Raw genomic sequence first — 21,068 nt, 5'->3', positions numbered from 1 at the left:
CGCGCCGCTGCCGGCGGCGCGCCATCGCTTCTCACAAGGATTTTGTCATGCTCGATGAGATAGGCGCCGGCTCGGCCGATAGCACAGCACGCCTCGGCTGGACTGGCTTGGTCCGCTTCCTCCATCTCGCTCCACGCGCGTTCCTGCCAATGCGCGCGATGGAGCAGCTCGTTCTCGTCGCCGGCCAAGGGATAGAAGGCGACCGCTACATGATCGGGCGCGAGGAAGGATTTTATTCGCACAAGCCCGAAGAGGGCCGGCAGGTCACCTTGTTCGAGCTCGAAACCTTGGTTGCGCTCAAGCGCGACGCGGGAATCGAACTCAGTCCCGAGGAGCATCGCCGCAACGTGACGGTCGAGGGCGTGCCGTTGAACCATCTGGTCGGCCGCCGCTTCTGGTTAGGTGAGACCTTGCTGGAAGCAACCCGATTATCGATCCCATGCCGGCATATCGAGGAGATCACCGGCAAGGCGATCTTCGATCCGCTCATCAACCGCTCGGGCCTCAACTGCAGGATATTGCAAGGCGGCATCGTCAGGGTCGGCGACACCGTGCGGAACATGGCATGAGCGCACGGCCGATAACGACGATCAAGACGGTTGTCGCCGGCATCGAAGAGGCCGGTGCGGGGATCAAGGTGTTCACGTTGGCCGATCCCGACCGTTGGGACCTGCCGCCGTTCAAGCCCGGCGCCCACATCGACCTGCATCTGCCGAACGGTCTCGTGCGGACCTATTCGCTGTGCAACGAGCCCGCCGACAACTCGCGTTACGTCATCGCGGTCAAACGCGAGGCCGATGGGCGCGGCGGTTCGCGCGCGCTTCACGACGAGGTTGGCATAGGCGACGTCATCGGCGTGTCACTGCCGCGCGGCGGGCTGGAGCCGGGTGCGGACATTGCGCATCATGTGTTCGTCGCCGGTGGCATCGGTGTAACGCCGTTCTTGTCGATGGCCCGTCACCTCCTGCAGATTGGCAATACAGGCTTTGTGCTGCACCTCATCGTGCGCGAGGAGGTGCCGCTTGCCGCACACCTCGCGCCGCTGATCGATGAGGGGCGTGTCGTCGTGCACCGCACGTCCTGCGCCGGGCGTCCGAATCTCGCTTCGCTGGTCGGCGAAGTTGGGGGGCAGACGATGGTCGCCTGCTGCGGGCCGGAAGGCATGACCGACGAGTTCGAGCGCCTGACCGCAGCCTGGCCCGCAGCCAATGTTCACATCGAGCGTTTCGTCGCGCCGCCACCGGTGATCGACCCTGACGCAAAGCCCTTCACGCTGTTGCTGGCGCGTACGGGGACCGAAATCCCGGTTCGCGCCGGCCAGACCATGCTGGCGGCCTTGCAGGAAGGAGGAATCGATATATCGACGTCCTGCTGCGGCGGTATCTGTGGCGCCTGTAGGGTCGGCTGGATCGAGGGCAAGCCCGTGCACCGCGACCGCGTCTTGTCGCCGTATGAGCGCGAACGCTTTCTCATGATCTGCGTCGCCGGATCGGATGCCGACCGGCTGGTGCTGGACCTCTAAAGTCTAGCTCTACCAGTGCACGCTCTGGCTCGGCACGATGAACGCCGTCGTACTGGGCGGCGTGGCAGTGCTCGTGGCCAGATACCAGCCGGAGCCGACCGCGAGCATCAAGAGGACAATGATGGCGAGCATGTCGAGGGTTCTGGGATCGTGGCCTCGCGAACCAATCCGCGAATCCGGTCCAGACCTGAAGTGAAAATGAGGGCTGATTTTCCAGCGCATTGTTTTTCCTCCCGCGGGAGCATCACATCAACGCGAGGGGAGAATTTCGGTTCCACTCAAGGTAGCGACGCGTGAGGCGCCGCGCCGTGCTTAGGATGCATTGACACCGCGCCAGCGGCCGTAGCGCCAGGGCGAGTACCAGCGCGCGCCCTGTGGCGCGGTGAGGGGCACGTTGTCGATGCCCGAGGTGCCGAAGGGATTGCAACGGAGCAGGCGCGCCAGCGTCATCCAGCCGCCGGCCCACAGCCCGAACCTTTCGATCGCCTCGTCGCCATAGGCGGAGCAGGTCGGCAGGTGCCGGCAATTGTAGCCAACCAAGGGCGAGAGCGTGTGGCGGTAGATCCAGATCAGCGCGCGGCCGAATCTGCGCGGAAGCCGGAGCGCGCCCGCGACGGAATTGGAACAGTGCTCGCAGGCTGATTGCTTCATGGGCGCTTTGCAGAGATCGTGGGCGAGGTTTTGCGTGGTTCCGATGCAGGGAACTGTAAGCTGTTGTTTGCACGCCATATTTTGCGTGCTTTTTGGGAGCAGTGCAGCAAGTACCTATGGACGATCTGTATTCCCCCGGATACCATTTTTGTGACGCCCATGTGAGACTCATGGAACGTCAGAACGGGGCTTGCCTGAATCGGCTTTGGCTTATTGCTTTGGGCTTGGGGAAGGGACCAGTTTGAAACTTCTGAAGGCGCTCAATCTTCGCGGCTGGTTGCTGGTAGGAACCGCCGCTTGTGGGGTCGTGCTGGCTGGCGCCGTCGCGACGCTCGGGTCGTCGGCTCGGGCCGGTGCTGCCCTCGAAGAACGCAAGCTGCCGATGAAGTTCAATTGGGTCGCCTGCGAACCGAATTGCCGCGGGTGGGTCAGTGCGGTGGGTATCATCACCGCCGATACGCCCCGGGACTTCGAAGAATTTTCCCGCGGACGCCAGCTCGGCGGCGCCACCGTGGTGCTCGATTCCAGTGGCGGTTCCGTCAACGACGCGATCACGCTCGGCCGGCGCTTTCGCAATCTCGGACTTTTGACCACGGTCGGTATCAGCGTTCAGACCCGCGGCGGGCAGACGGTTCGGCCGGCGGTCGCGCCCGAGGCCTATTGCGAATCCATGTGCGTGTTCCTGCTGCTGGCGGGCAAGAAGCGCTACGTGCCGGAAGCGGCCCATGTGCGGGTCCATCAGATTTGGATGGGTGATCGCGCCGACGATGCCAAGGCCGCGAGCTACAGCGCGCAGGACCTGATGATCGTGGAGCGCGATATCGGCCGGCTCGCCAAATACACGTTCGACATGGGCGGTGCCGGCGACCTGCTGTCGCTCGCGCTCAGCGTCCCGCCGTGGGAAGATTTGCACGAGCTCGATGCGGGCGAGCTCAAGCTTACCAATCTCGTGACGACGGATCTCGTGGCCGACGTGTTGCCGCATGTCGATATCTCCGCGCCGGCAATGGCGGAGCTTGCACCGAAGACCCAGGCGAGGTTCGGTGCGGAACCGGAGCAGCCTGCCAAGTCGACCAAGACGGCGGAAGCCCTGGTGCCGACGGGCCGCGTGGCCACGCCGGTCGCGGCATCGCAGAAGTAGCCTCGGAATCTCTGATCTATATCCGGGCCCAGCGACGAGCCCGGGATCAACCTCCGCCGGAATCAGCCTTGCGCCGCAGCCGGCTGCTTCGCCTTCGCCTCGATCTGGCCGATGGCATCGACCACGGCATCGAAGGTCAGGAGCGTCGAGGCGTGGCGCGCCTTGTAGTCGCGGACCGGCTCGAGGAACTTGATCTCTTCCCATTTGCCTTCAGGAGGCGTGCCGTTCTCCTTCAGCATCTTGCGAACAGTTTCGCGTAACTCACGGAGTTCGCTCGCAGTCGATCCGACGATCTGACTTGCCATGATGGATGAAGAAGCCTGTCCCAGCGCGCAGGCCTTCACGTCGTGGGCAAAGTCAGTGACCTTCTCGCCCTCCATCTTGAGGTCGACCTTGACGGTCGAGCCGCACAGCTTGGAATGGGCGGTGGCGGTGGCATCGGGATCCGGCAACCGCCCGAGCCGCGGAATATTCCCGGCCAGTTCGATGATCCGCTTGTTATAAATGTCGTTCAGCATGTGATGGAGTCCAGCAGGATCGGCCTTGGCGTGCGCCGTCCACGGCCTTATATAGGGTCGGAACTGGCGGAAAAACAGTCCAGCGCTGCAGCAGTGGTGTGATGCAGAACCCTGCTGCCGGCGTTACAGCTTGCAGATTTTTTCGCCGAAACTGTTCTCTCAGGCGTCCGGCGGTTCGCCGCCCCGTCTGCCGGTGACACTCCGGCCGCAAGGCCGTCGAACGGAGTCGACATGGACGCTACCATCAAATCCATCCGCCCCAACAAGCCCTCCGACCGGCAGCCCGAGAGCCGTCCGGCGGAGCTTGATCCTTCCGAATTCCTCGCCGCCGCCGTCCGGGCCGACCAGCCGCGCCCCGCGCGCGCCGAGGCCGAGCAGGCAGTGAAGACGCTGCTCGCCTATATCGGCGAGAACACCAACCGCGAGGGCCTGCTCGACACGCCGCGCCGCGTGGTCGAGGCTTTCGACGAACTCTATCAGGGCTATCACCAGTGCCCGGCCGAAGTGCTCGATCGCACCTTCGGCGAGACCGCCGGCTATGATGATTTCGTGCTTGTGCGCGACATCGAGTTCACCTCGCAATGCGAGCATCACATGATGCCGTTCTACGGCAAGGCGCACATCGCCTACACGCCGGTGGAACGCGTGGTCGGGCTGTCGAAGCTTGCGCGCCTCACCGACATCTTCGCCCGCAGGCTCCAGACCCAGGAGCACATGACCGCGCAGATCGCGGCGGCGATCGACGAGATCCTCAAGCCGCGCGGCGTCGCCGTGCTGATCGAGGCCGAGCATACCTGCATGTCGGTGCGCGGCGTCGCCAAGCATGGCGCCTCCACCTTCACCAGCCGCTTCACCGGCATGTTCCGCGACAATCCGGCGGAGCAGGCTCGTTTTCTGTCCCTGGTGCGAGGTCTGCAGCGCTGACCTCGCGAATAGACCGGCGAGGGCGTTGTGTCTGCTCACTCCCATGAAACCGAGGAAGGTCTCGCCTTCCTTCCCAGGTTCGACGCGGCCGGCCTCGTGACCGTCGTCGCGACCGACGTCGCCACTGGCGACGTGCTGATGGTCGCGCACATGAATGACGAGGCGCTGCGCAAGACCATCGCGACCGGCGAGGCCTGGTACTTCAGCCGCTCGCGCAATGCCTTGTGGCGAAAAGGTGAGACCTCAGGTCAGACCCAGCGCGTGGTCGAGATCCGCACCGATTGCGATCAGGATGCGGTCTGGCTCCGTGTCGAGCAGATCGGCGCGGCGTGTCACACCGGCCGCCGGTCCTGCTTCTACCGCAAGGTCGAGGCCGAAGGCGGCGGCGCCAGGCTCGTCTTTGTCGATGCGGACAGGCTGTTCGATCCGGACGCGGTGTACAAGAAATAATCCTGCCGTCATTGAGGGTAGGGCTGACGGCCGAATTAACCCCGCATTAACCATACCTGTCCCACGGTGAGACGACAGGGCGCCGAATTGCCGGCGCCACTCAACGCCGTGCGGTGCGGGCACTTCATTATGTCGGTCGACAACTCCAGTGCCTCTCAGACGGCGGTTCTCGATCCGTCGCGGGCACGCGTCGCCGGTGCGATCAATCAGGTCTCCAACCGGACCGGCATCAGCTTCCAGTACATGCTGACCACCGCCAAGATGGAATCGGATTTCGATCCCACGGCGGCGGCGACTACGTCATCCGCGCACGGGCTCTACCAGTTCATCGACCAGACCTGGCTCGGCACGGTGAAGGAAGCCGGCACCCAGCTCGGCTATGGCAATTATTCCGACGCCATCACCAGGACGTCGTCGGGCACCTACACCGTCGATGATCCCGCGATGAAGCGGTCGATCATGAAGCTGCGCGACGATCCGGAGGCCGCCTCCAGCATGGCGGCGGCGCTGACGCAGTCGAACAGCTTCAAGCTCACCGGCCTGCTCGGCCGCAGGCCGTCCGACAGCGAACTCTACATGGCGCATTTCATGGGCGTCGGCGGCGCCGCGAAACTGATCGCCAATGCCGAGGACAATCCGCAAGCGGTCGGCGCGCGTTTGTTTCCCAACGCGGCGTCCGCCAATCGCTCTATCTTCTACGCCAAGGACGGCCGCGCGCGCAGCGTTTCCGAGGTCTATTCGGTGCTGGATGCACGCTACGCCGGCGCGGCAAATTCGAAAACCACCCGCAGCGCGATGGCGATGTATGGCGGCACGCCGTCGACCACGCAGGTCGCGAGCGCCAACGGCGTACAGCCTGCCGCGCCGCTGATCGACAATGCCGCGTATCTCCAGTCCTTTCCGAACACACGCGCGGTGACGCCGGTCAGCGCGACGGCGCCGACGACGGTCGCGGACAATGCACCGAGCACGCCGGTGTTTCGCTCGATCTATCAGCCCGGCGACACCACCCAGCCGGTCTCGACGACCGTGCAGAAATTGTGGGGCAACAATGCCTCGCTCACTTCGGTCGCACCCGCGACCTCGGCCGCGTCGGCAACGCCCGACGTCCGGCCGCCGCAGCCTCTTGATCTCTTCAGCGATCGCAGCGGCACGTTCTCAAGCTAATTCGCGCGCCCGTGTCTCGGATACGTCGCAGCGTGAACGCTGCGCGCAGGTCCCGGTGCGTGAACGGGCCGCCTTTGTTCCCTTAACAAAACGTCAATAAAACCAGCCAGTTATGGTGAACGCTTTGTTAAGCGTCGTGGTTTATTTTGTGTTGCAGGTGACAAGCCGTCACCGCTTCGTCTTCGTTGCGTAAGCCGGAAGCACCATGATTGTTCGGCAGTTCATCAATTGGATCAGGACGGCGCCCGCTGGCGAGCGGGCCGAGGCAACGCGGGCGCTGGCCCGGGCCTGGCTGATCTCAGACCTTTCCCATGATGACCGTGTTGCCGCTGAAGGCGCGCTTCTGATGCTGCTCGACGATCCCTCGCCGCTGGTGCGGCAGGCGATGGCCGAGGCGTTTGCGCGCAGTACCGAGGCGCCCGCGTCGATCGTGCGGGCGCTGTCGGGGGACCAGCCGACCGTCGCGTTGCCCGTGCTCGAACATTCTCCGCTGCTGATCGACGCCGATCTCGTCGACATCGTCGCGACCGGCAACGACGAGGTGCAGTGCGCAGTCGCGCGCCGCATCGCGCTGCCGGTATCGGTCTGCGCCGCCATTGCCGAAGTCGGCTGCGCGGCGGCAGCGCTCGAGCTGATCGAAAATCCTCATGCCGAGCTTGCGCCGTTCTCCTGGGATCGCATCGTCGAGCGTCACGGCCATCTCGCCGCGATCCGCGAGGCGATGCTGGTGCTGGAGGATCTGCCGTCCGCAACGCGCGCCGCGCTGGTGGCAAAACTCTCGGAGACGCTGGCTCAATTCGTCGTCGCCCGGAACTGGCTGACTGCCGACCGCGCCGAGCGCATCGCGACCGAGGCCCGCGATCGCTCCACCATGAACATCGCGGCGCGCTCGCGCGGCGAAGACATGGAAGGGCTTGTTCGGCACCTGCGCATCACCGGCCAGCTCACCGCGGGTCTCATTCTGCGCGCGCTGCTGTCGAGCAATCTGGATCTCTTCCATGCGGCGCTGGCTGAGCTCGCCGAGCTGCCGCTGGCGCGCGTGTCCGCGCTGCTGCACGATCGCGGCGGCAATAGCCTGCACGCGCTGCTCCGCCGCGCCGGGCTTCCCGAGGCGACGTTTGCGGCCTTCCAGGTCGCGCTCGATGCCTGCCACGAGCAGGGCTTCGTCGACAGCGATGACAATGCGGCGAGGCTGCGCCGCCGCATGGTCGAGCGCGTGCTCACCCATTGCGAGACCGACCGCGGCGCGACCGAGCCGCTGATGGTCCTGCTGCGCCGCTTCGCCACCGAATCCGCACGCGAAGAGGCAAGGCTGTTCTGCGACGAGCTGGTCGCGGAGGAGATGGTTGATCCGGTGTATGGCGAGCTGATTGCAGCGTAACGAGACGACGTAGGGTGGGCAAAGGCGCATTGCGCCGTGCCCACCGTCTCTCCGCACAATTCATGGCGACTGGTGGGCACGCTTCGCTTTGCCCACCCTACCACACCTCGCGAACGGCGAAGCTACCCCGCCGGCGCGATGCTCGGCGCCAGGATCACCTCGAGATGCTCGGGGCGATCGCGGTTGGCGTCGGCGAGATAATCGTCGGCGACCTTGCGCAGGCGCCGGCTGAGCTCGGCGGAGACGCTGATGCTGTCGAGCTTGGTGTTCTCGTGCACGATGGCGAGGATGGCGTTGATGTGGTGCGTGAACAGCTCGGCCGGCACCTTTTCGAGATCGGGCGCGTGCTCGATGACGCGGCACAGGCTCTCGGCTACGCCCGCCGCCGCCGGATAGCCGAAAGTCGCGGCATCGCCCTTGATGTCGTGCGCGGCGCGAAACAACTCGTCGCGCCTGTCCTTGGTGAAGCCGTCGTGCCGGATGGCGACGTAGGCCGCCGACAGCCGGTTGATCTCGGTCGCCATCCAGTCCTTGAACTCGCCGGCAAGGCCCGCGAGCGCCTGTTCGGCGCGGCCGACCGGATCGTCCATGTCCTTGTCTTCGACGCGGCGCAGGACCGACCGCAGCGGGTTGGGCTGCGTGATGATTTGATGCGTGGCGAAGGCCTTGATCTCGATGTCTCTTGCGCTGTTCTTCGCCATGATATCGGCCTCGATCGTGAGAGACGTTGCGCTAGATGGTGGAGCGGGCCTTGTCGAGCAGCGAGGGCTGCTGCAGCACCTCGTGCTTTTCGCCGACGCGGCGCTCGGGGCCCATATAGGCGGAGTTGATGTTGCGGCGCCGGTCCGGGCCGAAATAGGTCTTGGTTTTGATGAAGGGGCGGGGACTGGCGACCACGTTGAGGATGCGCTGGTAGAGCCCCTTGGCCGAGATCGGCTTGGCCAGGAATTCGGTGACGCCGGCATCGCGCGCCACCGTGACGCGGCGCTTCTCGGAATGGCCGGTCAGCATGATGATCGGCGCGTAGGGATTGCCCTTGGATTCCGGCTGCCGGATCATCTGCGCCAGCTCGAGCCCGTCGAAGATCGGCATCGCCCAGTCGGTGATGACGATGTCGGGCACGTAATGGCTGTACATTTCCAGCGCCGTGGCGCCGTCCTCGGCCTCGTAGACTTCACGCGCGCCAAACGAATGCAGCAGCGTCCGCAGGATGCGGCGCATGTGCGGATTGTCGTCGCAGACGAGGAAACGCAGCTTGTTGAAATCGATGCGGAACATGGAGCCCGGGCCGGAGCGGTCAACTTTCGTTAACCATATCTCGCCGGGGGTTAATGAAGGGTTGCGATCGGCAGTCCGGCGAGGCGGCTCAGGAGCCGAACTGCTCGCGCAAAATGCGCTCTTCCAGGCTGTGACCGGGGTCGAACAGCATGCGCATCGAGATGGTCCTGTCGGACAGCACCTCGACGCGGCGAACGTCGCGGACCTCGTCGTGGTCGGCGACCGCCGCCACGGGGCGCTTGTCGCCCTCCAGCACCTCGATCACGACATAAGCCGTGTTCGGCAGCAGCGCGCCGCGCCAGCGTCGCGGGCGGAAGGCGCTGATCGGCGTCAGCGCCAGGAGCGCGGCGTTGATCGGCAGGATCGGTCCCTGGGCGGACAGATTGTAGGCGGTCGAGCCGGCCGGCGTTGCCACCATGATGCCGTCGGCGATCAGCTCGGACATGCGCTCGCGCTCGTCGATCAGGATCCGCAGGCGCGCGGCCTGGTAGGTCTGCCGGAACAGGGCGACCTCGTTGATGGCGTGATGCAGGTGGACGCGGTCGTTGGCGTCGGTCGCGCGCATCAGGAGGGGGTGGATTTCGGATTCCTGCGCCGCCTCGAGACGGGCTCGAAGATCGACGGTCGAGTACTCGTTCATCAGGAAGCCGACGGTGCCGCGGTGCATGCCGTAGATCGGCTTGCCCGTATGCATGTGCTGATGAAGCGTCTGGAGCATGAGCCCGTCGCCGCCGAGTGCGACCACGATGTCGGCGTCCTTCGGATCGCAATTGCCGAAGTCCCTGGTGAGCTGGCCGAAGGCGGCTTGCGCCTCGCTGCTCGGGCTGGCGACGAAGGCGATCCGGTCGTATCGCGCTGGCTTGGTCATGGCTTCCGGGCAGGGCCGCTGGCTGGAGAAAGTTCCGCCGGGCTCGTCTAACGATCTCGCCCCCGATTGTCGAGGATGACCGCCCTTCACAGCAGACCGGCAACTGCCGATTCCGATTTGAGCACGAAACCGGGTCGGTTTGTGCCCAACCGGGCTCTTCAGGCACCACCGGAGCCATGATCCCCCAAACCGTCGCAATTCCGCGCTACCCTTACGGTCCGCACCGGCGGTCGTCGCCGGACAGGGAGAACGATCATGGCCACGAATATGCCGGCGCTCCGCCGCGCGACCCTGGTGCTGGCGGTGTCGGCCTTCGCGCTTGCAGGATTGGCGCGCGCCGACGATCCGCCGCAGCCGCGCGCCGAGGCGGCGGCACCAGCCGGACAGAAGGGCGGACGCGGCGGTGCACAAGGCGCATCGCAAAATTCATCGTCATCCGCCGAGCCGCACCGTCTTCCGTCGGATTCGACCACGAAGCAGACGCTCGATCTTCCCGGCCGCACCCTCAATTTCGCAGCGACCGCCGGATCGATCCGCGTGTTCGACGGCAAGGGCGAGCCTGTGGCCGACATCGCCTATACGTCCTATGAGCTCGACGGCGCCGACCGTGCGACGCGCCCCGTGACGTTCCTGTTCAACGGCGGGCCCGGTGCGTCCTCGGCATGGCTCCAGTTCGGCGCGGCCGGGCCTTGGCGGCTGCCGCTCGATGGCGAAGCGCTGTCGCCGTCCGCCTCGCCCGAGGTGAAGCCGAACGCGGAGACCTGGCTCGACTTCACCGATCTCGTCTTCATCGATCCCGTCAGCACTGGCTATAGCCGGTTCGTCGCGACCGGCGATGACGCGCGCAAATCGTTCTACTCCGTTGATGGTGACGTCAATTCGATCGCGCTCGTGATCCGCCGCTGGCTCGAGAAGCACGACCGGCTGACCTCGCCGAAATACGTCGCCGGCGAAAGCTATGGCGGCATTCGCGGGCCGAAGGTGGTGCGCCAGTTGCAGCTCCAGCACGGCGTCGGGGTCAGGGGATTGATTCTGGTGTCGCCGCTCCTGGACTTCCGTGAGTTCACCGGCACCAGCCTCCTGCAATATGTCGCGACGCTGCCGAGCTATGTCGCGGTGGCGCGTGAGGCGAAAGGTCCGGTCAAACGCGCCGATCTCGCCGACGCAGAGGCTTACGCGCGCGGCGAATTCCTGGCCGACCTCGTCAAGGGTGAGGCGGACAAGGAAGCGACCAATCGTCTTGCCGACAAGGTCGCCGAGCTCACCGGCATCGACCAGTCGGTGAGCCGTCGGCTTGCGGGCCGCTTCGACGTCGGCGAATTCCGCCGCGAATTCGACCGCAAGAACGGCAAGGTGACGGGGCGCTACGACGCCTCGGTGCGCGGCTTCGATCCCTATCCGGATTCCAGCAGCTCGCGGTTCGGTGATCCCTCCGGCGATGCGCTGCAGGCGCCGCTAACGAGTGCTGCGGTTGACCTGTTGACGCACAAGCTCAACTGGCGGCCCGATGGCTCCTACGAGGTGTTGAACGGCGCCATCGAAGGCCACTGGGATTTCGGCCGCGGCATCAACCCGCCGCAGTCGGTCTCCGAGCTGCGCCAGATCCTCGCCACGGATGCGAAGCTGAACGTGCTGGTCGCGCACGGCCTGTTCGATCTCGCCACGCCCTATTTCGGATCGAAGCGGGTGCTCGACCAGTTGCCGGCCTTCGCAACGCAGCGGGTCAAGTTCGTGGTCTATCCCGGCGGCCACATGTTCTATTCGCGCGACGGCTCGCGGCAGGCCCTTCGGAGCGAGGTCGAGACTCTCATTCGGGAGTAGGCGGGCGCTTGCGCGGCTTGTATCTCCGCGCGATCTCGCGGGCGACGGCGGCCGCAGGCTTGATGTTGGCGCCAGCGATCCAGACGTCACTAACCTTGCCGCGCTTGTCGCGGACGCGGCGCACCGGCTCGCTGTGGCTGGAGTAGCCGGCGGCCCAGGCGAGCTTGCCGGTATCGCGGCCGGTGACCTCGATCTCGCCGGCATCCATGAACGGGTTGTTGAACTGAGGATTGGCGACCAGCACGCGGTTGCCCACGGGTACCAGATCGGTCGCGCCCCAGATCGTCCACCAGCGGCCGGTCCAGTCGCTCACGCGGCGGTCGGGTGCGCCACGGGTCTGGAAAACGCGCAGGATCTGCATCGCGCCGTCCATCCAGAACGGCGCTGCGCCGTCGATGGAGTTGCTGATGATGCTGATCGCGAGTTCGCAGGCGGGAATGGCGCAGGTCCGCGAGATATAGCCCTGGAAATGGCCGCCGTGGCCAAACCAGTCCCAGCCGTCGAGCCTGCCGGCGCCGATACCCAAGCCGTAATAGGCCTCGAAACTCTGCGGTATGCGCCAATGATGTCGCGTCATCTCGCGGCGGCTTGCGACCGACAGCAGGCTCTTTCTTGCGTTGGGCGCGAGCTGCGCGAAGAAGCGGGCGGTGTCGGCGGCGGTAGCGGCAAAGCCCGTGGCGGAAGCCATCGCGTGGGTGGGATTGTCGCCGGGGATCACGCATCGCTCTCCGTAGGGCACCCTTCGTGTGTGGCCGCGCGCGAACGGCGCCCCCTTGGGAAGCGGCGCGTCCGGCTCGGTCTCGCGCAGGCCCGCAGGTTCGATGATCTCGCGCTTCATCCAAACCCGGTAGGGCTCCTTCGTCACGGCCTCGATGATGAGACCAATCAGCCCAAAGCCGTGATTGGAATATTTGAAGCGTGTGCCCGGCTCGATTACGGTCGGCAGCTTCAATTCCGCGAGCAGCTCGCTCGCGTCGAGATAGGGACGGCTGTCGATGAACTGACCGGAATCGGCGCCGTCGCGCGTCAGTCCCGCGCTGTGCGACAGCACTTGCGCAATCGTCGTTTCCGCGACGCGCGGATGCAGGCCTCCGACATATTGGCCAATGGGATCGTCGAGCCGGAGCTTGCGCTGCTCGCGCAGCTTCATGATGCCGGCCGAGGTAAAGCTCTTCGAGTGCGAGGCGATGCGGAAACGGTGGCGCGGGGTGAGCTTCTCGCCGGTGTCGAGATTGGCGAGGCCGAACGCGTGCTCGGCGACGATTTCGCCGCGATGGGCGAATGCGATGACGACGCCGGGCTGCTGGATTGTGGTGTGCTGGAATTCGATCCAGAAGCCGATGTAGTCGATCGCGGATCGCAGCCAATTGTCCATTGCGCACCGGTTTGCGAGGGGAGGTTTGGTGGGCAAGCTAGCCGAGAACGCAGAACGGGCACAACCCTGCGGTTGTGCCCGTTCGCCTCGTGCGCAGATGCGATGCGTTTAATAGACGAGGGTCGCCCCGGTCGGCTTGTCGAGCGCGGCGGCGAGCGAGCGATACTCGGAGCTGTCGGTGCCGGCGAGCGAGGCGAGCTTGTTCAGGTGATACTGCGCCTGCTCGCGATTGCCCTGTTCGAGCTGCCAGAGGCCGTAATACTGCCAGGTGCGGACGTGGTTCGGATCGTCCTTCAGTGCCAGCTCGTAATAGATCTTCGACGACTGGTAATCGCCGAGCTTACGATAGGAGTAGCCGATCAGATTGGCGACGTCGGCGACGTCGTCGCGCTTGAGCGACTTCAGCTGGCCGATCGCGCCGGTGTAGTCGTGATTGTCATAGATCGTGGTGTAGGCGGTGCGATAGGCAGCAAGGAATTTCGGATCGCTGATGGAGGAGCTCTTCTTCTTGCCCTTCTTGGTCGAGGTGTCCGACGATGGCGGCGACGAGGGGGTGTCGCCACCTGCGGCATAAGCGCTGGTCAGAGCCGGCCCGGCCGCCAATGTCATGGCGACAAGTCCCGGCACAAGAAGCGTTGAGAGTTTGCGCATCTAAGTTCTCCGGTATGGAACGTGGCGATCCTACACGATTGCCCAAAGACCGGAACACCCATCAGGCAAAAACATTCCCGGCATCCTGGCCTATTCGCCCTGCGGGCGGATGACAAACTTGTCATCCAGATGAACGGAAGCCTGCTGCGGGCTTCAGATTGGGTTCAGTGCGTGCCCCCTAGGCTCCAACCTACGATCAAAGGGTTGGCGAGAGGGCGCCCGCCTCAAGATCCTTCCAAGAGGAGACCAACCATGTTGAAGACCATTTCCGCAGCCTTGCTCGCAGCTTCCGTGATCGCAGCCCCGGCCTTCGCAGCCGAGGCCGGCAAGACCACCACGACCACGCCGGTGATCAAGGCAGACCAGAGCCAGACCAAGGTGTCGACCACCGCCGCGAAACCGGATGCCGGCCTCAAGGCCGGTGCCAAGGCTTCGGACGTCAAGACTTCAGACGTCAAGGCTTCAGTCGTCAAGGCTTCGGACGTCAAGGCGGACGCCAAGGTGGACACCAAGTCGAAGGCGATGAACGCCAACGCCGCGGTCACTCCCGACGAGCACAAGACCGTGCGCACGCATCGCCACCACCACAAGCATCTCTCAGCGAAGAAGTCGCTGAAGACGCAGCCGGACGTGACCAAGCCGGCGACGATGGAGAAGCGCAGCTAACGACTGATCCTGCGCGGCGGCGTCCTAGCATTGCCCCAACCGCCGCGTGAGGAATTCAGGACCGGCCCGTTCGTCACGCCTTGGGCGAAAGCTCGAGGTGCTGGCGGCGGGCCGGTACCACCATGCTGAAGCCCGCAAGCAACGTCCCAGGTTTGGCGGCCGCAAACAAAACCTCGAAAACAACCCCATGCACAGTAGCGGGTCGTAGATAAATCAATGGTTTGACGGGTGGCTCATCTGCGGATTTTACGAAGCCGTTTGACTCGTCGGGCAAAACACCTGTAGACATGCATCATTGCAACCTTGGGGCTGGAACGTCTCCGAGACTGATCGAGCGGAGAGCGTAAGCGGTGCGGCGACTAGCGGAACGCGCAGTGAGCTTGGCGTTGATGCTGGCACTGCCGCTGGCGCTCACGGGATGTTTCGGCAGCGATGGTGACCGTCCAACTCTGATGGACGGGATTCAGGCCGGAGGTCCACAACCGTTCCCGGATAATTTCCGTGGCGACACGCTGGCCTTGATGCGCAGCTATTTGAACAATCCTGTCGGCGTGCGTGACGCCAGCATGGCTGAGCCGGTGCAGCGCGAGGTCGGAGGCCGGCAGTTCTATGTCAGCTGCCTGCACTTCACCCCACGCGAGACCGACGGCACCTACAAGGCCATGAGGGAGCGCGCCGTGATCTTCGTCAACGGCCGGGCGGACCGCGTCGTTGATCGTGCCAGCGAGCTGTGCGCGGGCGCGGTTTACGTACCCTTTCCGGAACTTGAAAAGATGACGCGGTAGCGCAAAGCCCACCTTCATCGCTTGGTGATAGGACAGAGCCCGCCGGAGCTGCCGGATCACATTTCGGGGAGCTTTGAACGGAGTGGTTTTGCGTTGCGACTAATCGTTACGGCGGGTTCTGCTTCCGACGGAAAAAAACCGTCGGCACGCGCCTGCGGGACGGAACAAAATCGCGTTGTTGCCGCTCCGTCACAGTCACGAACGATCAACGTTCCGGCATCGCCTCGAAGCAACCCAATTCACGCCACGTTGTTTCCTGAGTGTCGAATTTGAAAGAACGGGGATGATCATGAAAAGGATTTTGCTGGGTGCAGTTGCCCTGCTTGCGCTGGCCGCGCCGGCTGCAGCAGCCGACATGCAGGCGCGCACCTACACCAAGGCTCCGGCCTACACGCCGCCGCAGGTGATCTACAATTGGACCGGCTTCTACATCGGCGGCCATGTCGGCGGCGCCTTTGCGGGCGACAGCAGCTTCCAGTCGAGCGACGCGCGCTTCCTCGGCGGTGTCCAGGGCGGCTTCGACTACCAGTTCGCGCCCAATTGGGTCATGGGTGTCGAGGCCCAGTACTCCTGGCTGCCGACCAACAACGGCGGTGCCACGTTCCCGCTGGGCACGCAGGTGACCTCCAATACCGACCAGCTCGGCTCGGTGACCGGCCGCATCGGCTACACCTGGGGTCCGGCGCTGCTTTACGCCAAGGGCGGTTATGCCTGGCGCAATGGCGGCCTCGGCGTCAATATTGCCGGGGTGCCGCAGCCCTTCACCGCCACCGGCAACAGCAAGGATGGCTATACCGTTGGCGCTGGCCTCGAATACATGTTCGCGCCGAACTGGTCCGCCAAGGCCGAGTACCAGTATTACAACTTCGGCAGCACGACGATCACCTCCGGTCCGGTCGACGTTGTCGGCGTCCGCGGCCGGGAGGACGAGCATACCGTCAAGGTCGGCGTGAACTACCGCTTTGGCTGGGGCGGTCCGGCAGCCTCGCGCTACTGACGCGCCACCAACAACCACGATCTGACGAAAGGCCGGCTCCCGCCGGCCTTTCGTTTGCCGGGCTCCGGTTGCCACCTCCTGTCGTTTGCATTGCGTCAACCATCTGGCGCGTCATTTGCAAGCAAACGTTTTGGCGCGCGCTTTCTCACGCGCGTCATGGAGCTCGGGTAAAGCAAAAATAATTTTTGCAGCTTACGGAACTCGCGCGCCGGAACGCGTTATATGAGAATTACCGGGCTGGTGGGACGACGGACATGCGTATCTTGGTGTCGGCTGTGGTGCTCTCGTGCTTCGTCAGTTTGCCGTGCGCTGCCCAAACAATCCTCAAATCCGAGCCTCTGATGCTGGCACCCTATGAGGTGGCCTTCGTCAAGGACGCCTCGTGCTCCTCCGGCAAGGTGCTGAAGGTCACCGGCGCGATCCGCGGGCTGCATCGCCGGAAGGCCTGCGTGGCTCTGGCGGGCGAGCAGGCCTCGCTGGCCACCGCGACGCCCTGAGCTTTCCTGAGCTCCGGCTTCCCAGCTTCGATCCGTCTTTACGAATTCAGCTCGAGCTCCATCCTCGCCTGGCGATCGGCCTCCGCCTTGTTCCTCGCGGGGTCCTCGCCCTGTGCGGCCTGGCACGGCTTGATCTCGTAATCGTTGTCGAGCACCCGGCGTGGCCCGGGGCGGTCGTCATCCGCGGTTACGTCCACGACGAGGCCACTTCGCTGCGCGAGGCTCCAGACGTCGGACTCGTCAGGATAGGCCTTGCTGATCTGGGCGTCGTTGCAGAACAGGGCGTAGGGCATTCTTCCCGCTCCCGGAAAGCGCATTAACGACTTTGCGGGGGAGGGGTTCCGGTCGGACGGTCGATCACGCGGCCGTGATCGGGGTCGTCGGGTCCTGAGTCCTTAACGAGTCCTGAATCCCGAAAAAAAGAATCCCCGGGACTCGTTTGGCGGAATCAGCGGATGTTTTCGGCCATGACGACGGACCTGAAAACCTCTTGCGGGCGCATGCTGCTGCCCCTCACGCTGGCCCTGTTCGGCGCCTGCGCGGCCAATCTCTGGCTGGTGTGGTCCTGGCTTTAGGCCAGCGACGGGAGATCCGGCTTTACTTGTCAGCCGGTGGACGGGAGGAGGGGTCGCGGATGGCGGCGCGCAGTTTGGTCAAAGTGGCCGCGCAATATTCCTCGCGCTCGCGCTCGAACCGCTCCTGATGCTTGCGGAAATTGGCGATGCGGGCCTGCATCTCGGTGCGGACGTCGTGGCTCGCCACCCGCGGCGGCGGGAGAGGCAAGGGCTGCGGCGGAGCGGCCTGAAGTGGCTCGGTCTCGACGACGGTGTTGGCGGGGACGATCTGCACCGACGCGGCCACTGTCGCCATCGGGATCTCCGGTGGATGCAAGTCATCCTTTTTGCCGGTGACCGATTGGACGAAGGCCATTGTCTGCGCGATCAGCGCGTCGCGTTCCGTGATCCACTTCATGGTGCACCCCTGTCGGGGCTATTCCAGCAAAGCTGGCCGGCCGAATCAAGAAGCTGTTGCGTGGGGGATTGCATATTTTTCCCGGCCGCCCGACAGTGGGGAATGGATGCCAAAGCAGACCATTCAGCCGAAGCCGAGGGCTTGAGGCTCGTCCGCGCGTTCCTCTCGCTGCCGCCCGACAAACGGGCGGAGGTGATCGCGTTCGTTGAGGAGTTGGCCCGCGCCAAACGCCGTCCCGAGGAAGGCGCCGACGTCTCGCCGGGGTGAGGGCTAGCGCTCCCGCGGATTGAGGTTGGGCCGGAACGGAGCCCCGACCACCCGAACCGGCGTCGAAGCGGGCACGTCGATCGCCGCCGTTTCAGCCTGCCGCTTTGCCGGAGCCGGTTCGAACAGCGCAATTGCCGCGGCCAAGGCGCTACAGCACAGCGTCACGGTGGCCAGCAGAAACATGTTTCGGTTTTCTTCCCTGATCCGCATGGGCCGACAACGGAGGACACCGGCGACCGGTTCCGGCATTCCACGCCCGGCTCGCGCCCCGGAATAGGCCGAAGCTTACGCGAAGCTTACGGCGGAAGCCAAAATAGTTAGTTTTCCGTAAGACTACCCGGGACATTTGGCATCAAATCTTAACGTCAGCTGGTTCCAATGCACGGTGCTGGGAATATGCATCGGCAGAAAATCACTGGGGCGGCTGCAATGAGCGTTTTGAACAATCTGAAAATCGTGTGGAAGGTCGCGCTGATCGTCGCCGTGATGGGCTTTGCCATGGTCGCCGTCGCCGGCTTCGGCACGCGCGAACTCTCGGCAACTGTCGACGGCTTCGCCGAGCTTTCCGCCGCGCAATCCTCGGCGCTCAACCTGACGCGGGCCCAGCGCCGCGCCGAGACCTATCATGCCGCGCTCTATGCGGTCTTCACCGAGGCGACGGAGGCGGGCAACGCCAACCGCCTCAAGACCGCGACCCAGAACCGCGACGAGATCCGCCAATACCTCGAGGCAGCCGAACAGGACGATCCCGCGCGCGCGAGCCAGATCAAGAGTATCGGCGACCAATTGAAAGCCGTGTTCGCCGGCTGCGATCCGGTGCTGAAGGCAGGCTCGCTCGCGAGCAGCCCGGAAGAGAATGCCAAGGCGGCCGAGCGTGCGCACAAGGAGTGCGATCCGGTGATGGATGCGGCCTTGGGGCGCGTTGCCAAGTTCGTGGGCGAGACCGCAGAGGCGGTCGCCAAGAGCAAGGACGCCATCAACCGCGACGCCAGATCCGCGACCTGGACGGTGATCGGCGTCAGCGCCGGCGGCCTGATCATGGGTATCGCGATCGCGCTGTTCATCGGCCTCAATGCGATGTCACGGCCGATTGCCCGCCTCAAGCTCGCCATGGAGGGCCTTGCCCGCAACGATCTCAAGACCGAAGTGCCCGAGAAGGACCGCCGCGACGAGATCGGCGACATGGCCAGGACGGTCGAAATCTTCAAGACCAACGGGATCGAGGTCGAGCGCCTCAAGGCTTCGCAGGTTGAAGTGGAGAAGCAGGCCGCCGATCAGCGTAAGCGCGACATGGTCAACCTTGCCGACGGCTTTGAGCGCGCGGTCGGCGAGATCATCGAGACGGTGGGCTCGGCGTCCACCGAGCTCGAAGCGTCGTCCTCGACGTTGGCCACCACCGCGCAGCGTGCGCAGGAGCTCACTTCGGTCGTCGCGGTCGCGTCGGGTGAAGCGACCAGCAACGTGCAGTCGGTTGCGACGGCCACGGAGGAGCTGTCCTCCTCGGTCAACGAGATCAGCCGCCAGGTGCAGGAATCGGCGCGGATGGCGGGCGAGGCCGTCACCCAGGCTCGCACCACGACGGTGCGCGTCAGCGAGCTCTCGGTTGCGGCGACGCGCATCGGCGACGTCGTCGAGCTGATCAACACCATTGCCGGCCAGACCAACCTCCTGGCGCTCAACGCCACGATCGAGGCGGCACGTGCCGGCGAGGCCGGCCGCGGCTTCGCCGTCGTCGCCGCCGAGGTGAAGACGCTGGCCGAGCAGACCGCGAAAGCGACCGGCGAGATCAGCCAGCAGATTTCCGGTATCCAGACCGCGACCCAGGAATCCGTCAACGCGATCCGCGACATCTCCGCGACGATCGAGCGGCTCTCGGAAGTGTCGTCGACCATTGCCGCGGCCGTCGAGGAGCAGGGCGCCGCGACCCAGGAGATCTCGCGCAACGTGCAGCAGGCCGCCCACGGCACCCAGCAGGTCTCCACCAACATCGCCGACGTGCAGCGCGGTGCAGCCGAGACCGGCTCGGCCTCCTCGCAGGTGCTTTCCACCGCCAAGATGCTGGCGACCGACAGCAACCGGCTGAAGGATGAGGTCGGGAAATTCCTCCACACGGTGCGCGCCGCCTGAGTCCGGCGCGGCGGCTTCGTCCGCCGCGCTGCGCACTCATCGCGCCAGCAGAAATCCCATTGCGAATGCGAACAGCACGGCCGTCATGACGACGGCCGCCGTCGCGCCGGCGGCGATCCTGGCCTTCTCTTTGACGGTGGGGCGCATCGGTCCTGCAATCTACCTCATGTTGAACTCTGATCCAATCTATGGTCAGTAGCCGCGCCCGCGACACGCGCGGCCAACATGCATTCCGGAAGGTCGATCCATGAACGAGGATGTCAGCGACGGCTGGGCCGCGGCCGCGGTCGCCTGGATCGTCGAGCAGGGCGAGGACGGCGACTATGGCCGACGCTTCGTGCTGGACGCGCCGATGCGGGCGCGGATCGAAGGGCGAGGCTTCCGCAATGCGCTCGACGTCGGCTGCGGCGAGGGGCGCTTCTGTCGCATCATGCAGCGCGCCGGTATCCGCACCACTGGCGTCGATCCAACCGAAGCGCTGCTCGCGCGTGCCATGGAGTTAGACCCGCAGGGCGACTATCGGCTCGGCCGAGCCGAGACGATGGATTTCGGCGCGGAGTTCGATCTGGTCGTCAGCTATCTCAGTTTGATAGACATGCCCGATCTCGCTGGATCTGTCGCGAGGATGGTGGCGGCGCTGCGGCCGGGCGGTACGCTCTTGTTCGCCAACCTGACCAGCTTCAACACCGCCGGTCCGTCCGAGGGCTGGACACGTGACGGCGAGGGCGTCTTGCGCTTCGTCATCGATCATTACATGGACGAGCGGCCGACCTGGGTGACATGGCGCGGCATTCGCGTCCAGAACTGGCATCGTCCGCTCTCCACCTACATGACGCTGCTGCTCGATCACGGACTCCAGTTGCGCCTGTTCGTTGAGCCGCAGCCTACGGGCGGTGATCCCGACAGAATTGCCCGTCATCGCCGGGTGTCCTTTTTCCACATCATGGAGTGGCAGAAGCCGGCTTGAGGGACGAGGCCTGCGATTTCGGACGCGCAGTTGAACTGCTAGT

General features: G+C 64.7%; 27 protein-coding genes. 15 read left to right on the top strand and 12 right to left on the bottom strand.

Going from position 1 to position 21,068, the window contains the following annotated elements; translation table 11 throughout:
• The first annotated feature begins 47 nt into the window (after positions 1 to 47).
• Positions 48 to 569 carry an MOSC domain-containing protein gene (locus tag AC0L3A_RS08645; RefSeq protein ID WP_219683822.1) on the top strand — a complete coding sequence of 174 codons (522 nt, stop codon included), beginning with the start codon at positions 48 to 50 and terminating at the stop codon, positions 567 to 569.
• Positions 566 to 1,522: a PDR/VanB family oxidoreductase gene (locus tag AC0L3A_RS08640; RefSeq protein ID WP_007602625.1), complete on the top strand. Its 957-nt coding sequence runs from the start codon at positions 566 to 568 to the stop codon at positions 1,520 to 1,522. Before AC0L3A_RS08645 ends, AC0L3A_RS08640 begins: the two co-directional genes overlap by 4 nt.
• Before the next feature lie 9 nt (positions 1,523 to 1,531).
• Here AC0L3A_RS08640 and AC0L3A_RS08635 read toward each other — a convergent pair whose 3' ends face one another.
• Both AC0L3A_RS08635 and yidD read right to left on the bottom strand, forming a co-directional pair.
• Positions 1,532 to 1,744, bottom strand: coding sequence for a hypothetical protein (locus tag AC0L3A_RS08635; protein WP_007602626.1), 213 nt, complete (start codon positions 1,742 to 1,744; stop codon positions 1,532 to 1,534).
• A 90-nt stretch (positions 1,745 to 1,834) separates the two neighbouring features.
• The gene (gene yidD / locus AC0L3A_RS08630) at positions 1,835 to 2,173 is read right to left on the bottom strand and encodes a membrane protein insertion efficiency factor YidD (RefSeq protein WP_035994626.1); all 339 of its coding nucleotides are present in this window, start codon (positions 2,171 to 2,173) and stop codon (positions 1,835 to 1,837) included.
• Between the two features lie 241 nt (positions 2,174 to 2,414).
• On the opposite strand from yidD, the gene AC0L3A_RS08625 reads away from it, so the two are divergent.
• Positions 2,415 to 3,314 (top strand): COG3904 family protein, encoded by a 900-nt coding sequence (locus AC0L3A_RS08625; protein ID WP_219683820.1) that lies wholly within the window; start codon positions 2,415 to 2,417, stop codon positions 3,312 to 3,314.
• 62 nt (positions 3,315 to 3,376) lie between these two features.
• On the opposite strand, the gene AC0L3A_RS08620 is transcribed toward AC0L3A_RS08625, so the two are convergent.
• Positions 3,377 to 3,832 (bottom strand): iron-sulfur cluster assembly scaffold protein, encoded by a 456-nt coding sequence (locus AC0L3A_RS08620; RefSeq protein ID WP_473254084.1) that lies wholly within the window; start codon positions 3,830 to 3,832, stop codon positions 3,377 to 3,379.
• A gap of 231 nt (positions 3,833 to 4,063) precedes the next feature.
• On the opposite strand from AC0L3A_RS08620, the gene folE reads away from it, so the two are divergent.
• From folE to AC0L3A_RS08600, 4 genes are all read left to right on the top strand, one after another.
• Positions 4,064 to 4,756: a GTP cyclohydrolase I FolE gene (folE, locus tag AC0L3A_RS08615; RefSeq protein ID WP_007602630.1), complete on the top strand. Its 693-nt coding sequence runs from the start codon at positions 4,064 to 4,066 to the stop codon at positions 4,754 to 4,756.
• Between the two features lie 27 nt (positions 4,757 to 4,783).
• On the top strand, positions 4,784 to 5,206 hold the full coding sequence (hisI, locus tag AC0L3A_RS08610) for a phosphoribosyl-AMP cyclohydrolase (RefSeq protein ID WP_219683818.1): 423 nt from the start codon (positions 4,784 to 4,786) through the stop codon (positions 5,204 to 5,206).
• Positions 5,207 to 5,293: 87 nt separating this feature from the next.
• On the top strand, positions 5,294 to 6,373 hold the full coding sequence (locus tag AC0L3A_RS08605) for a lytic transglycosylase domain-containing protein (protein WP_219683816.1): 1,080 nt from the start codon (positions 5,294 to 5,296) through the stop codon (positions 6,371 to 6,373).
• A 205-nt stretch (positions 6,374 to 6,578) separates the two neighbouring features.
• Positions 6,579 to 7,754, top strand: coding sequence for a DUF2336 domain-containing protein (locus AC0L3A_RS08600; protein ID WP_219683814.1), 1,176 nt, complete (start codon positions 6,579 to 6,581; stop codon positions 7,752 to 7,754).
• Positions 7,755 to 7,876: 122 nt separating this feature from the next.
• On the opposite strand, the gene AC0L3A_RS08595 is transcribed toward AC0L3A_RS08600, so the two are convergent.
• The 3 genes from AC0L3A_RS08595 to AC0L3A_RS08585 all read right to left on the bottom strand — a co-directional run bounded on the left by AC0L3A_RS08595 (position 7,877) and on the right by AC0L3A_RS08585 (position 9,900).
• Complete coding sequence (locus AC0L3A_RS08595) at positions 7,877 to 8,455, bottom strand: Hpt domain-containing protein (RefSeq protein ID WP_219683812.1); 579 nt, start codon at positions 8,453 to 8,455, stop codon at positions 7,877 to 7,879.
• A 31-nt stretch (positions 8,456 to 8,486) separates the two neighbouring features.
• Entirely contained in the window at positions 8,487 to 9,032 is a 546-nt protein-coding gene (locus AC0L3A_RS08590) for a response regulator (protein ID WP_007602647.1), read from the bottom strand.
• Positions 9,033 to 9,120: 88 nt separating this feature from the next.
• On the bottom strand, positions 9,121 to 9,900 hold the full coding sequence (locus AC0L3A_RS08585; RefSeq protein ID WP_007602648.1) for an NAD kinase: 780 nt from the start codon (positions 9,898 to 9,900) through the stop codon (positions 9,121 to 9,123).
• A 255-nt stretch (positions 9,901 to 10,155) separates the two neighbouring features.
• On the opposite strand from AC0L3A_RS08585, the gene AC0L3A_RS08580 reads away from it, so the two are divergent.
• Positions 10,156 to 11,721: a S10 family peptidase gene (locus tag AC0L3A_RS08580; RefSeq protein WP_219683810.1), complete on the top strand. Its 1,566-nt coding sequence runs from the start codon at positions 10,156 to 10,158 to the stop codon at positions 11,719 to 11,721.
• Here AC0L3A_RS08580 and AC0L3A_RS08575 read toward each other — a convergent pair.
• Both AC0L3A_RS08575 and AC0L3A_RS08570 read right to left on the bottom strand, forming a co-directional pair.
• Entirely contained in the window at positions 11,708 to 13,096 is a 1,389-nt protein-coding gene (locus AC0L3A_RS08575) for a serine hydrolase domain-containing protein (RefSeq protein WP_219683808.1), read from the bottom strand. The two genes, AC0L3A_RS08580 and AC0L3A_RS08575, sit on opposite strands and share 14 nt — an antisense overlap.
• Positions 13,097 to 13,204: 108 nt before the next feature.
• Positions 13,205 to 13,747 carry a tetratricopeptide repeat protein gene (locus AC0L3A_RS08570; protein WP_219683806.1) on the bottom strand — a complete coding sequence of 181 codons (543 nt, stop codon included), beginning with the start codon at positions 13,745 to 13,747 and terminating at the stop codon, positions 13,205 to 13,207.
• 252 nt (positions 13,748 to 13,999) lie between these two features.
• On the opposite strand from AC0L3A_RS08570, the gene AC0L3A_RS08565 reads away from it, so the two are divergent.
• Entirely contained in the window at positions 14,000 to 14,413 is a 414-nt protein-coding gene (locus tag AC0L3A_RS08565) for a His-rich protein BRANT (RefSeq protein WP_473254082.1), read from the top strand.
• Positions 14,414 to 14,486: 73 nt separating this feature from the next.
• Here the strand turns inward: AC0L3A_RS08565 and AC0L3A_RS08560 are convergent, their stop codons facing one another.
• Positions 14,487 to 14,702: a hypothetical protein gene (locus AC0L3A_RS08560; protein WP_473254081.1), complete on the bottom strand. Its 216-nt coding sequence runs from the start codon at positions 14,700 to 14,702 to the stop codon at positions 14,487 to 14,489.
• Positions 14,703 to 14,802: 100 nt separating this feature from the next.
• Here AC0L3A_RS08560 and AC0L3A_RS08555 point away from each other — a divergent pair, with 100 nt between their 5' ends.
• The 3 genes from AC0L3A_RS08555 (at position 14,803) to AC0L3A_RS08545 (ending at position 16,692) form a co-directional block, all read left to right on the top strand.
• Positions 14,803 to 15,198, top strand: a complete 396-nt coding sequence (locus tag AC0L3A_RS08555) for a hypothetical protein (protein WP_473254225.1) — start codon at positions 14,803 to 14,805, stop codon at positions 15,196 to 15,198.
• Between the two features lie 289 nt (positions 15,199 to 15,487).
• Entirely contained in the window at positions 15,488 to 16,195 is a 708-nt protein-coding gene (locus tag AC0L3A_RS08550) for an outer membrane protein (protein WP_219683804.1), read from the top strand.
• Positions 16,196 to 16,449: 254 nt separating this feature from the next.
• Positions 16,450 to 16,692 (top strand): hypothetical protein, encoded by a 243-nt coding sequence (locus AC0L3A_RS08545; RefSeq protein ID WP_018455389.1) that lies wholly within the window; start codon positions 16,450 to 16,452, stop codon positions 16,690 to 16,692.
• Between the two features lie 38 nt (positions 16,693 to 16,730).
• Here AC0L3A_RS08545 and AC0L3A_RS08540 read toward each other — a convergent pair whose 3' ends face one another.
• Positions 16,731 to 16,985: a hypothetical protein gene (locus tag AC0L3A_RS08540; protein ID WP_219683802.1), complete on the bottom strand. Its 255-nt coding sequence runs from the start codon at positions 16,983 to 16,985 to the stop codon at positions 16,731 to 16,733.
• A 304-nt stretch (positions 16,986 to 17,289) separates the two neighbouring features.
• Positions 17,290 to 17,664, bottom strand: coding sequence for a hypothetical protein (locus AC0L3A_RS08535; RefSeq protein WP_219683801.1), 375 nt, complete (start codon positions 17,662 to 17,664; stop codon positions 17,290 to 17,292).
• 102 nt (positions 17,665 to 17,766) lie between these two features.
• Between AC0L3A_RS08535 and AC0L3A_RS08530 the strand changes: the two genes are divergently transcribed.
• Positions 17,767 to 17,931: a hypothetical protein gene (locus tag AC0L3A_RS08530; RefSeq protein WP_007602663.1), complete on the top strand. Its 165-nt coding sequence runs from the start codon at positions 17,767 to 17,769 to the stop codon at positions 17,929 to 17,931.
• A gap of 3 nt (positions 17,932 to 17,934) precedes the next feature.
• Here AC0L3A_RS08530 and AC0L3A_RS08525 read toward each other — a convergent pair whose 3' ends face one another.
• Positions 17,935 to 18,114 (bottom strand): hypothetical protein, encoded by a 180-nt coding sequence (locus tag AC0L3A_RS08525; protein WP_198288282.1) that lies wholly within the window; start codon positions 18,112 to 18,114, stop codon positions 17,935 to 17,937.
• 246 nt (positions 18,115 to 18,360) lie between these two features.
• Between AC0L3A_RS08525 and AC0L3A_RS08520 the strand changes: the two genes are divergently transcribed.
• Together AC0L3A_RS08520 and AC0L3A_RS08515 are read left to right on the top strand one after the other, a co-directional pair.
• Positions 18,361 to 20,058 carry a methyl-accepting chemotaxis protein gene (locus tag AC0L3A_RS08520; protein WP_219683799.1) on the top strand — a complete coding sequence of 566 codons (1,698 nt, stop codon included), beginning with the start codon at positions 18,361 to 18,363 and terminating at the stop codon, positions 20,056 to 20,058.
• A gap of 247 nt (positions 20,059 to 20,305) precedes the next feature.
• A complete protein-coding gene (locus AC0L3A_RS08515) occupies positions 20,306 to 21,025 on the top strand; it encodes a class I SAM-dependent methyltransferase (protein WP_473254079.1) in 720 nt (239 codons plus the stop codon).
• Positions 21,026 to 21,068: the final 43 nt, after the last annotated feature.

The organism is Bradyrhizobium sp. MI1.3, assembly GCF_055811695.1.
Note: the sequence above shows the minus strand (reverse complement) of the source record. Positions and strands in the feature narration are given on the sequence as shown.

Coding starts and splice junctions, on each gene's coding strand:
- AC0L3A_RS08645 (WP_219683822.1), top strand. CDS start 48: ATGCTCGATGAGATAGGCGCCGGCTCGGCCGATAGCACAGCACGCCTC.
- AC0L3A_RS08640 (WP_007602625.1), top strand. CDS start 566: ATGAGCGCACGGCCGATAACGACGATCAAGACGGTTGTCGCCGGCATC.
- AC0L3A_RS08635 (WP_007602626.1), bottom strand. CDS start 1,744: ATGCGCTGGAAAATCAGCCCTCATTTTCACTTCAGGTCTGGACCGGAT.
- yidD (WP_035994626.1), bottom strand. CDS start 2,173: ATGAAGCAATCAGCCTGCGAGCACTGTTCCAATTCCGTCGCGGGCGCG.
- AC0L3A_RS08620 (WP_473254084.1), bottom strand. CDS start 3,832: ATGCTGAACGACATTTATAACAAGCGGATCATCGAACTGGCCGGGAAT.
- folE (WP_007602630.1), top strand. CDS start 4,064: ATGGACGCTACCATCAAATCCATCCGCCCCAACAAGCCCTCCGACCGG.
- AC0L3A_RS08600 (WP_219683814.1), top strand. CDS start 6,579: ATGATTGTTCGGCAGTTCATCAATTGGATCAGGACGGCGCCCGCTGGC.
- AC0L3A_RS08595 (WP_219683812.1), bottom strand. CDS start 8,455: ATGGCGAAGAACAGCGCAAGAGACATCGAGATCAAGGCCTTCGCCACG.
- AC0L3A_RS08590 (WP_007602647.1), bottom strand. CDS start 9,032: ATGTTCCGCATCGATTTCAACAAGCTGCGTTTCCTCGTCTGCGACGAC.
- AC0L3A_RS08585 (WP_007602648.1), bottom strand. CDS start 9,900: ATGACCAAGCCAGCGCGATACGACCGGATCGCCTTCGTCGCCAGCCCG.
- AC0L3A_RS08580 (WP_219683810.1), top strand. CDS start 10,156: ATGGCCACGAATATGCCGGCGCTCCGCCGCGCGACCCTGGTGCTGGCG.
- AC0L3A_RS08575 (WP_219683808.1), bottom strand. CDS start 13,096: ATGGACAATTGGCTGCGATCCGCGATCGACTACATCGGCTTCTGGATC.
- AC0L3A_RS08570 (WP_219683806.1), bottom strand. CDS start 13,747: ATGCGCAAACTCTCAACGCTTCTTGTGCCGGGACTTGTCGCCATGACA.
- AC0L3A_RS08565 (WP_473254082.1), top strand. CDS start 14,000: ATGTTGAAGACCATTTCCGCAGCCTTGCTCGCAGCTTCCGTGATCGCA.
- AC0L3A_RS08560 (WP_473254081.1), bottom strand. CDS start 14,702: ATGTCTACAGGTGTTTTGCCCGACGAGTCAAACGGCTTCGTAAAATCC.
- AC0L3A_RS08555 (WP_473254225.1), top strand. CDS start 14,803: ATGCTGGCACTGCCGCTGGCGCTCACGGGATGTTTCGGCAGCGATGGT.
- AC0L3A_RS08550 (WP_219683804.1), top strand. CDS start 15,488: ATGAAAAGGATTTTGCTGGGTGCAGTTGCCCTGCTTGCGCTGGCCGCG.
- AC0L3A_RS08545 (WP_018455389.1), top strand. CDS start 16,450: ATGCGTATCTTGGTGTCGGCTGTGGTGCTCTCGTGCTTCGTCAGTTTG.
- AC0L3A_RS08540 (WP_219683802.1), bottom strand. CDS start 16,985: ATGCCCTACGCCCTGTTCTGCAACGACGCCCAGATCAGCAAGGCCTAT.
- AC0L3A_RS08535 (WP_219683801.1), bottom strand. CDS start 17,664: ATGAAGTGGATCACGGAACGCGACGCGCTGATCGCGCAGACAATGGCC.
- AC0L3A_RS08530 (WP_007602663.1), top strand. CDS start 17,767: ATGGATGCCAAAGCAGACCATTCAGCCGAAGCCGAGGGCTTGAGGCTC.
- AC0L3A_RS08525 (WP_198288282.1), bottom strand. CDS start 18,114: ATGTTTCTGCTGGCCACCGTGACGCTGTGCTGTAGCGCCTTGGCCGCG.
- AC0L3A_RS08520 (WP_219683799.1), top strand. CDS start 18,361: ATGAGCGTTTTGAACAATCTGAAAATCGTGTGGAAGGTCGCGCTGATC.
- AC0L3A_RS08515 (WP_473254079.1), top strand. CDS start 20,306: ATGAACGAGGATGTCAGCGACGGCTGGGCCGCGGCCGCGGTCGCCTGG.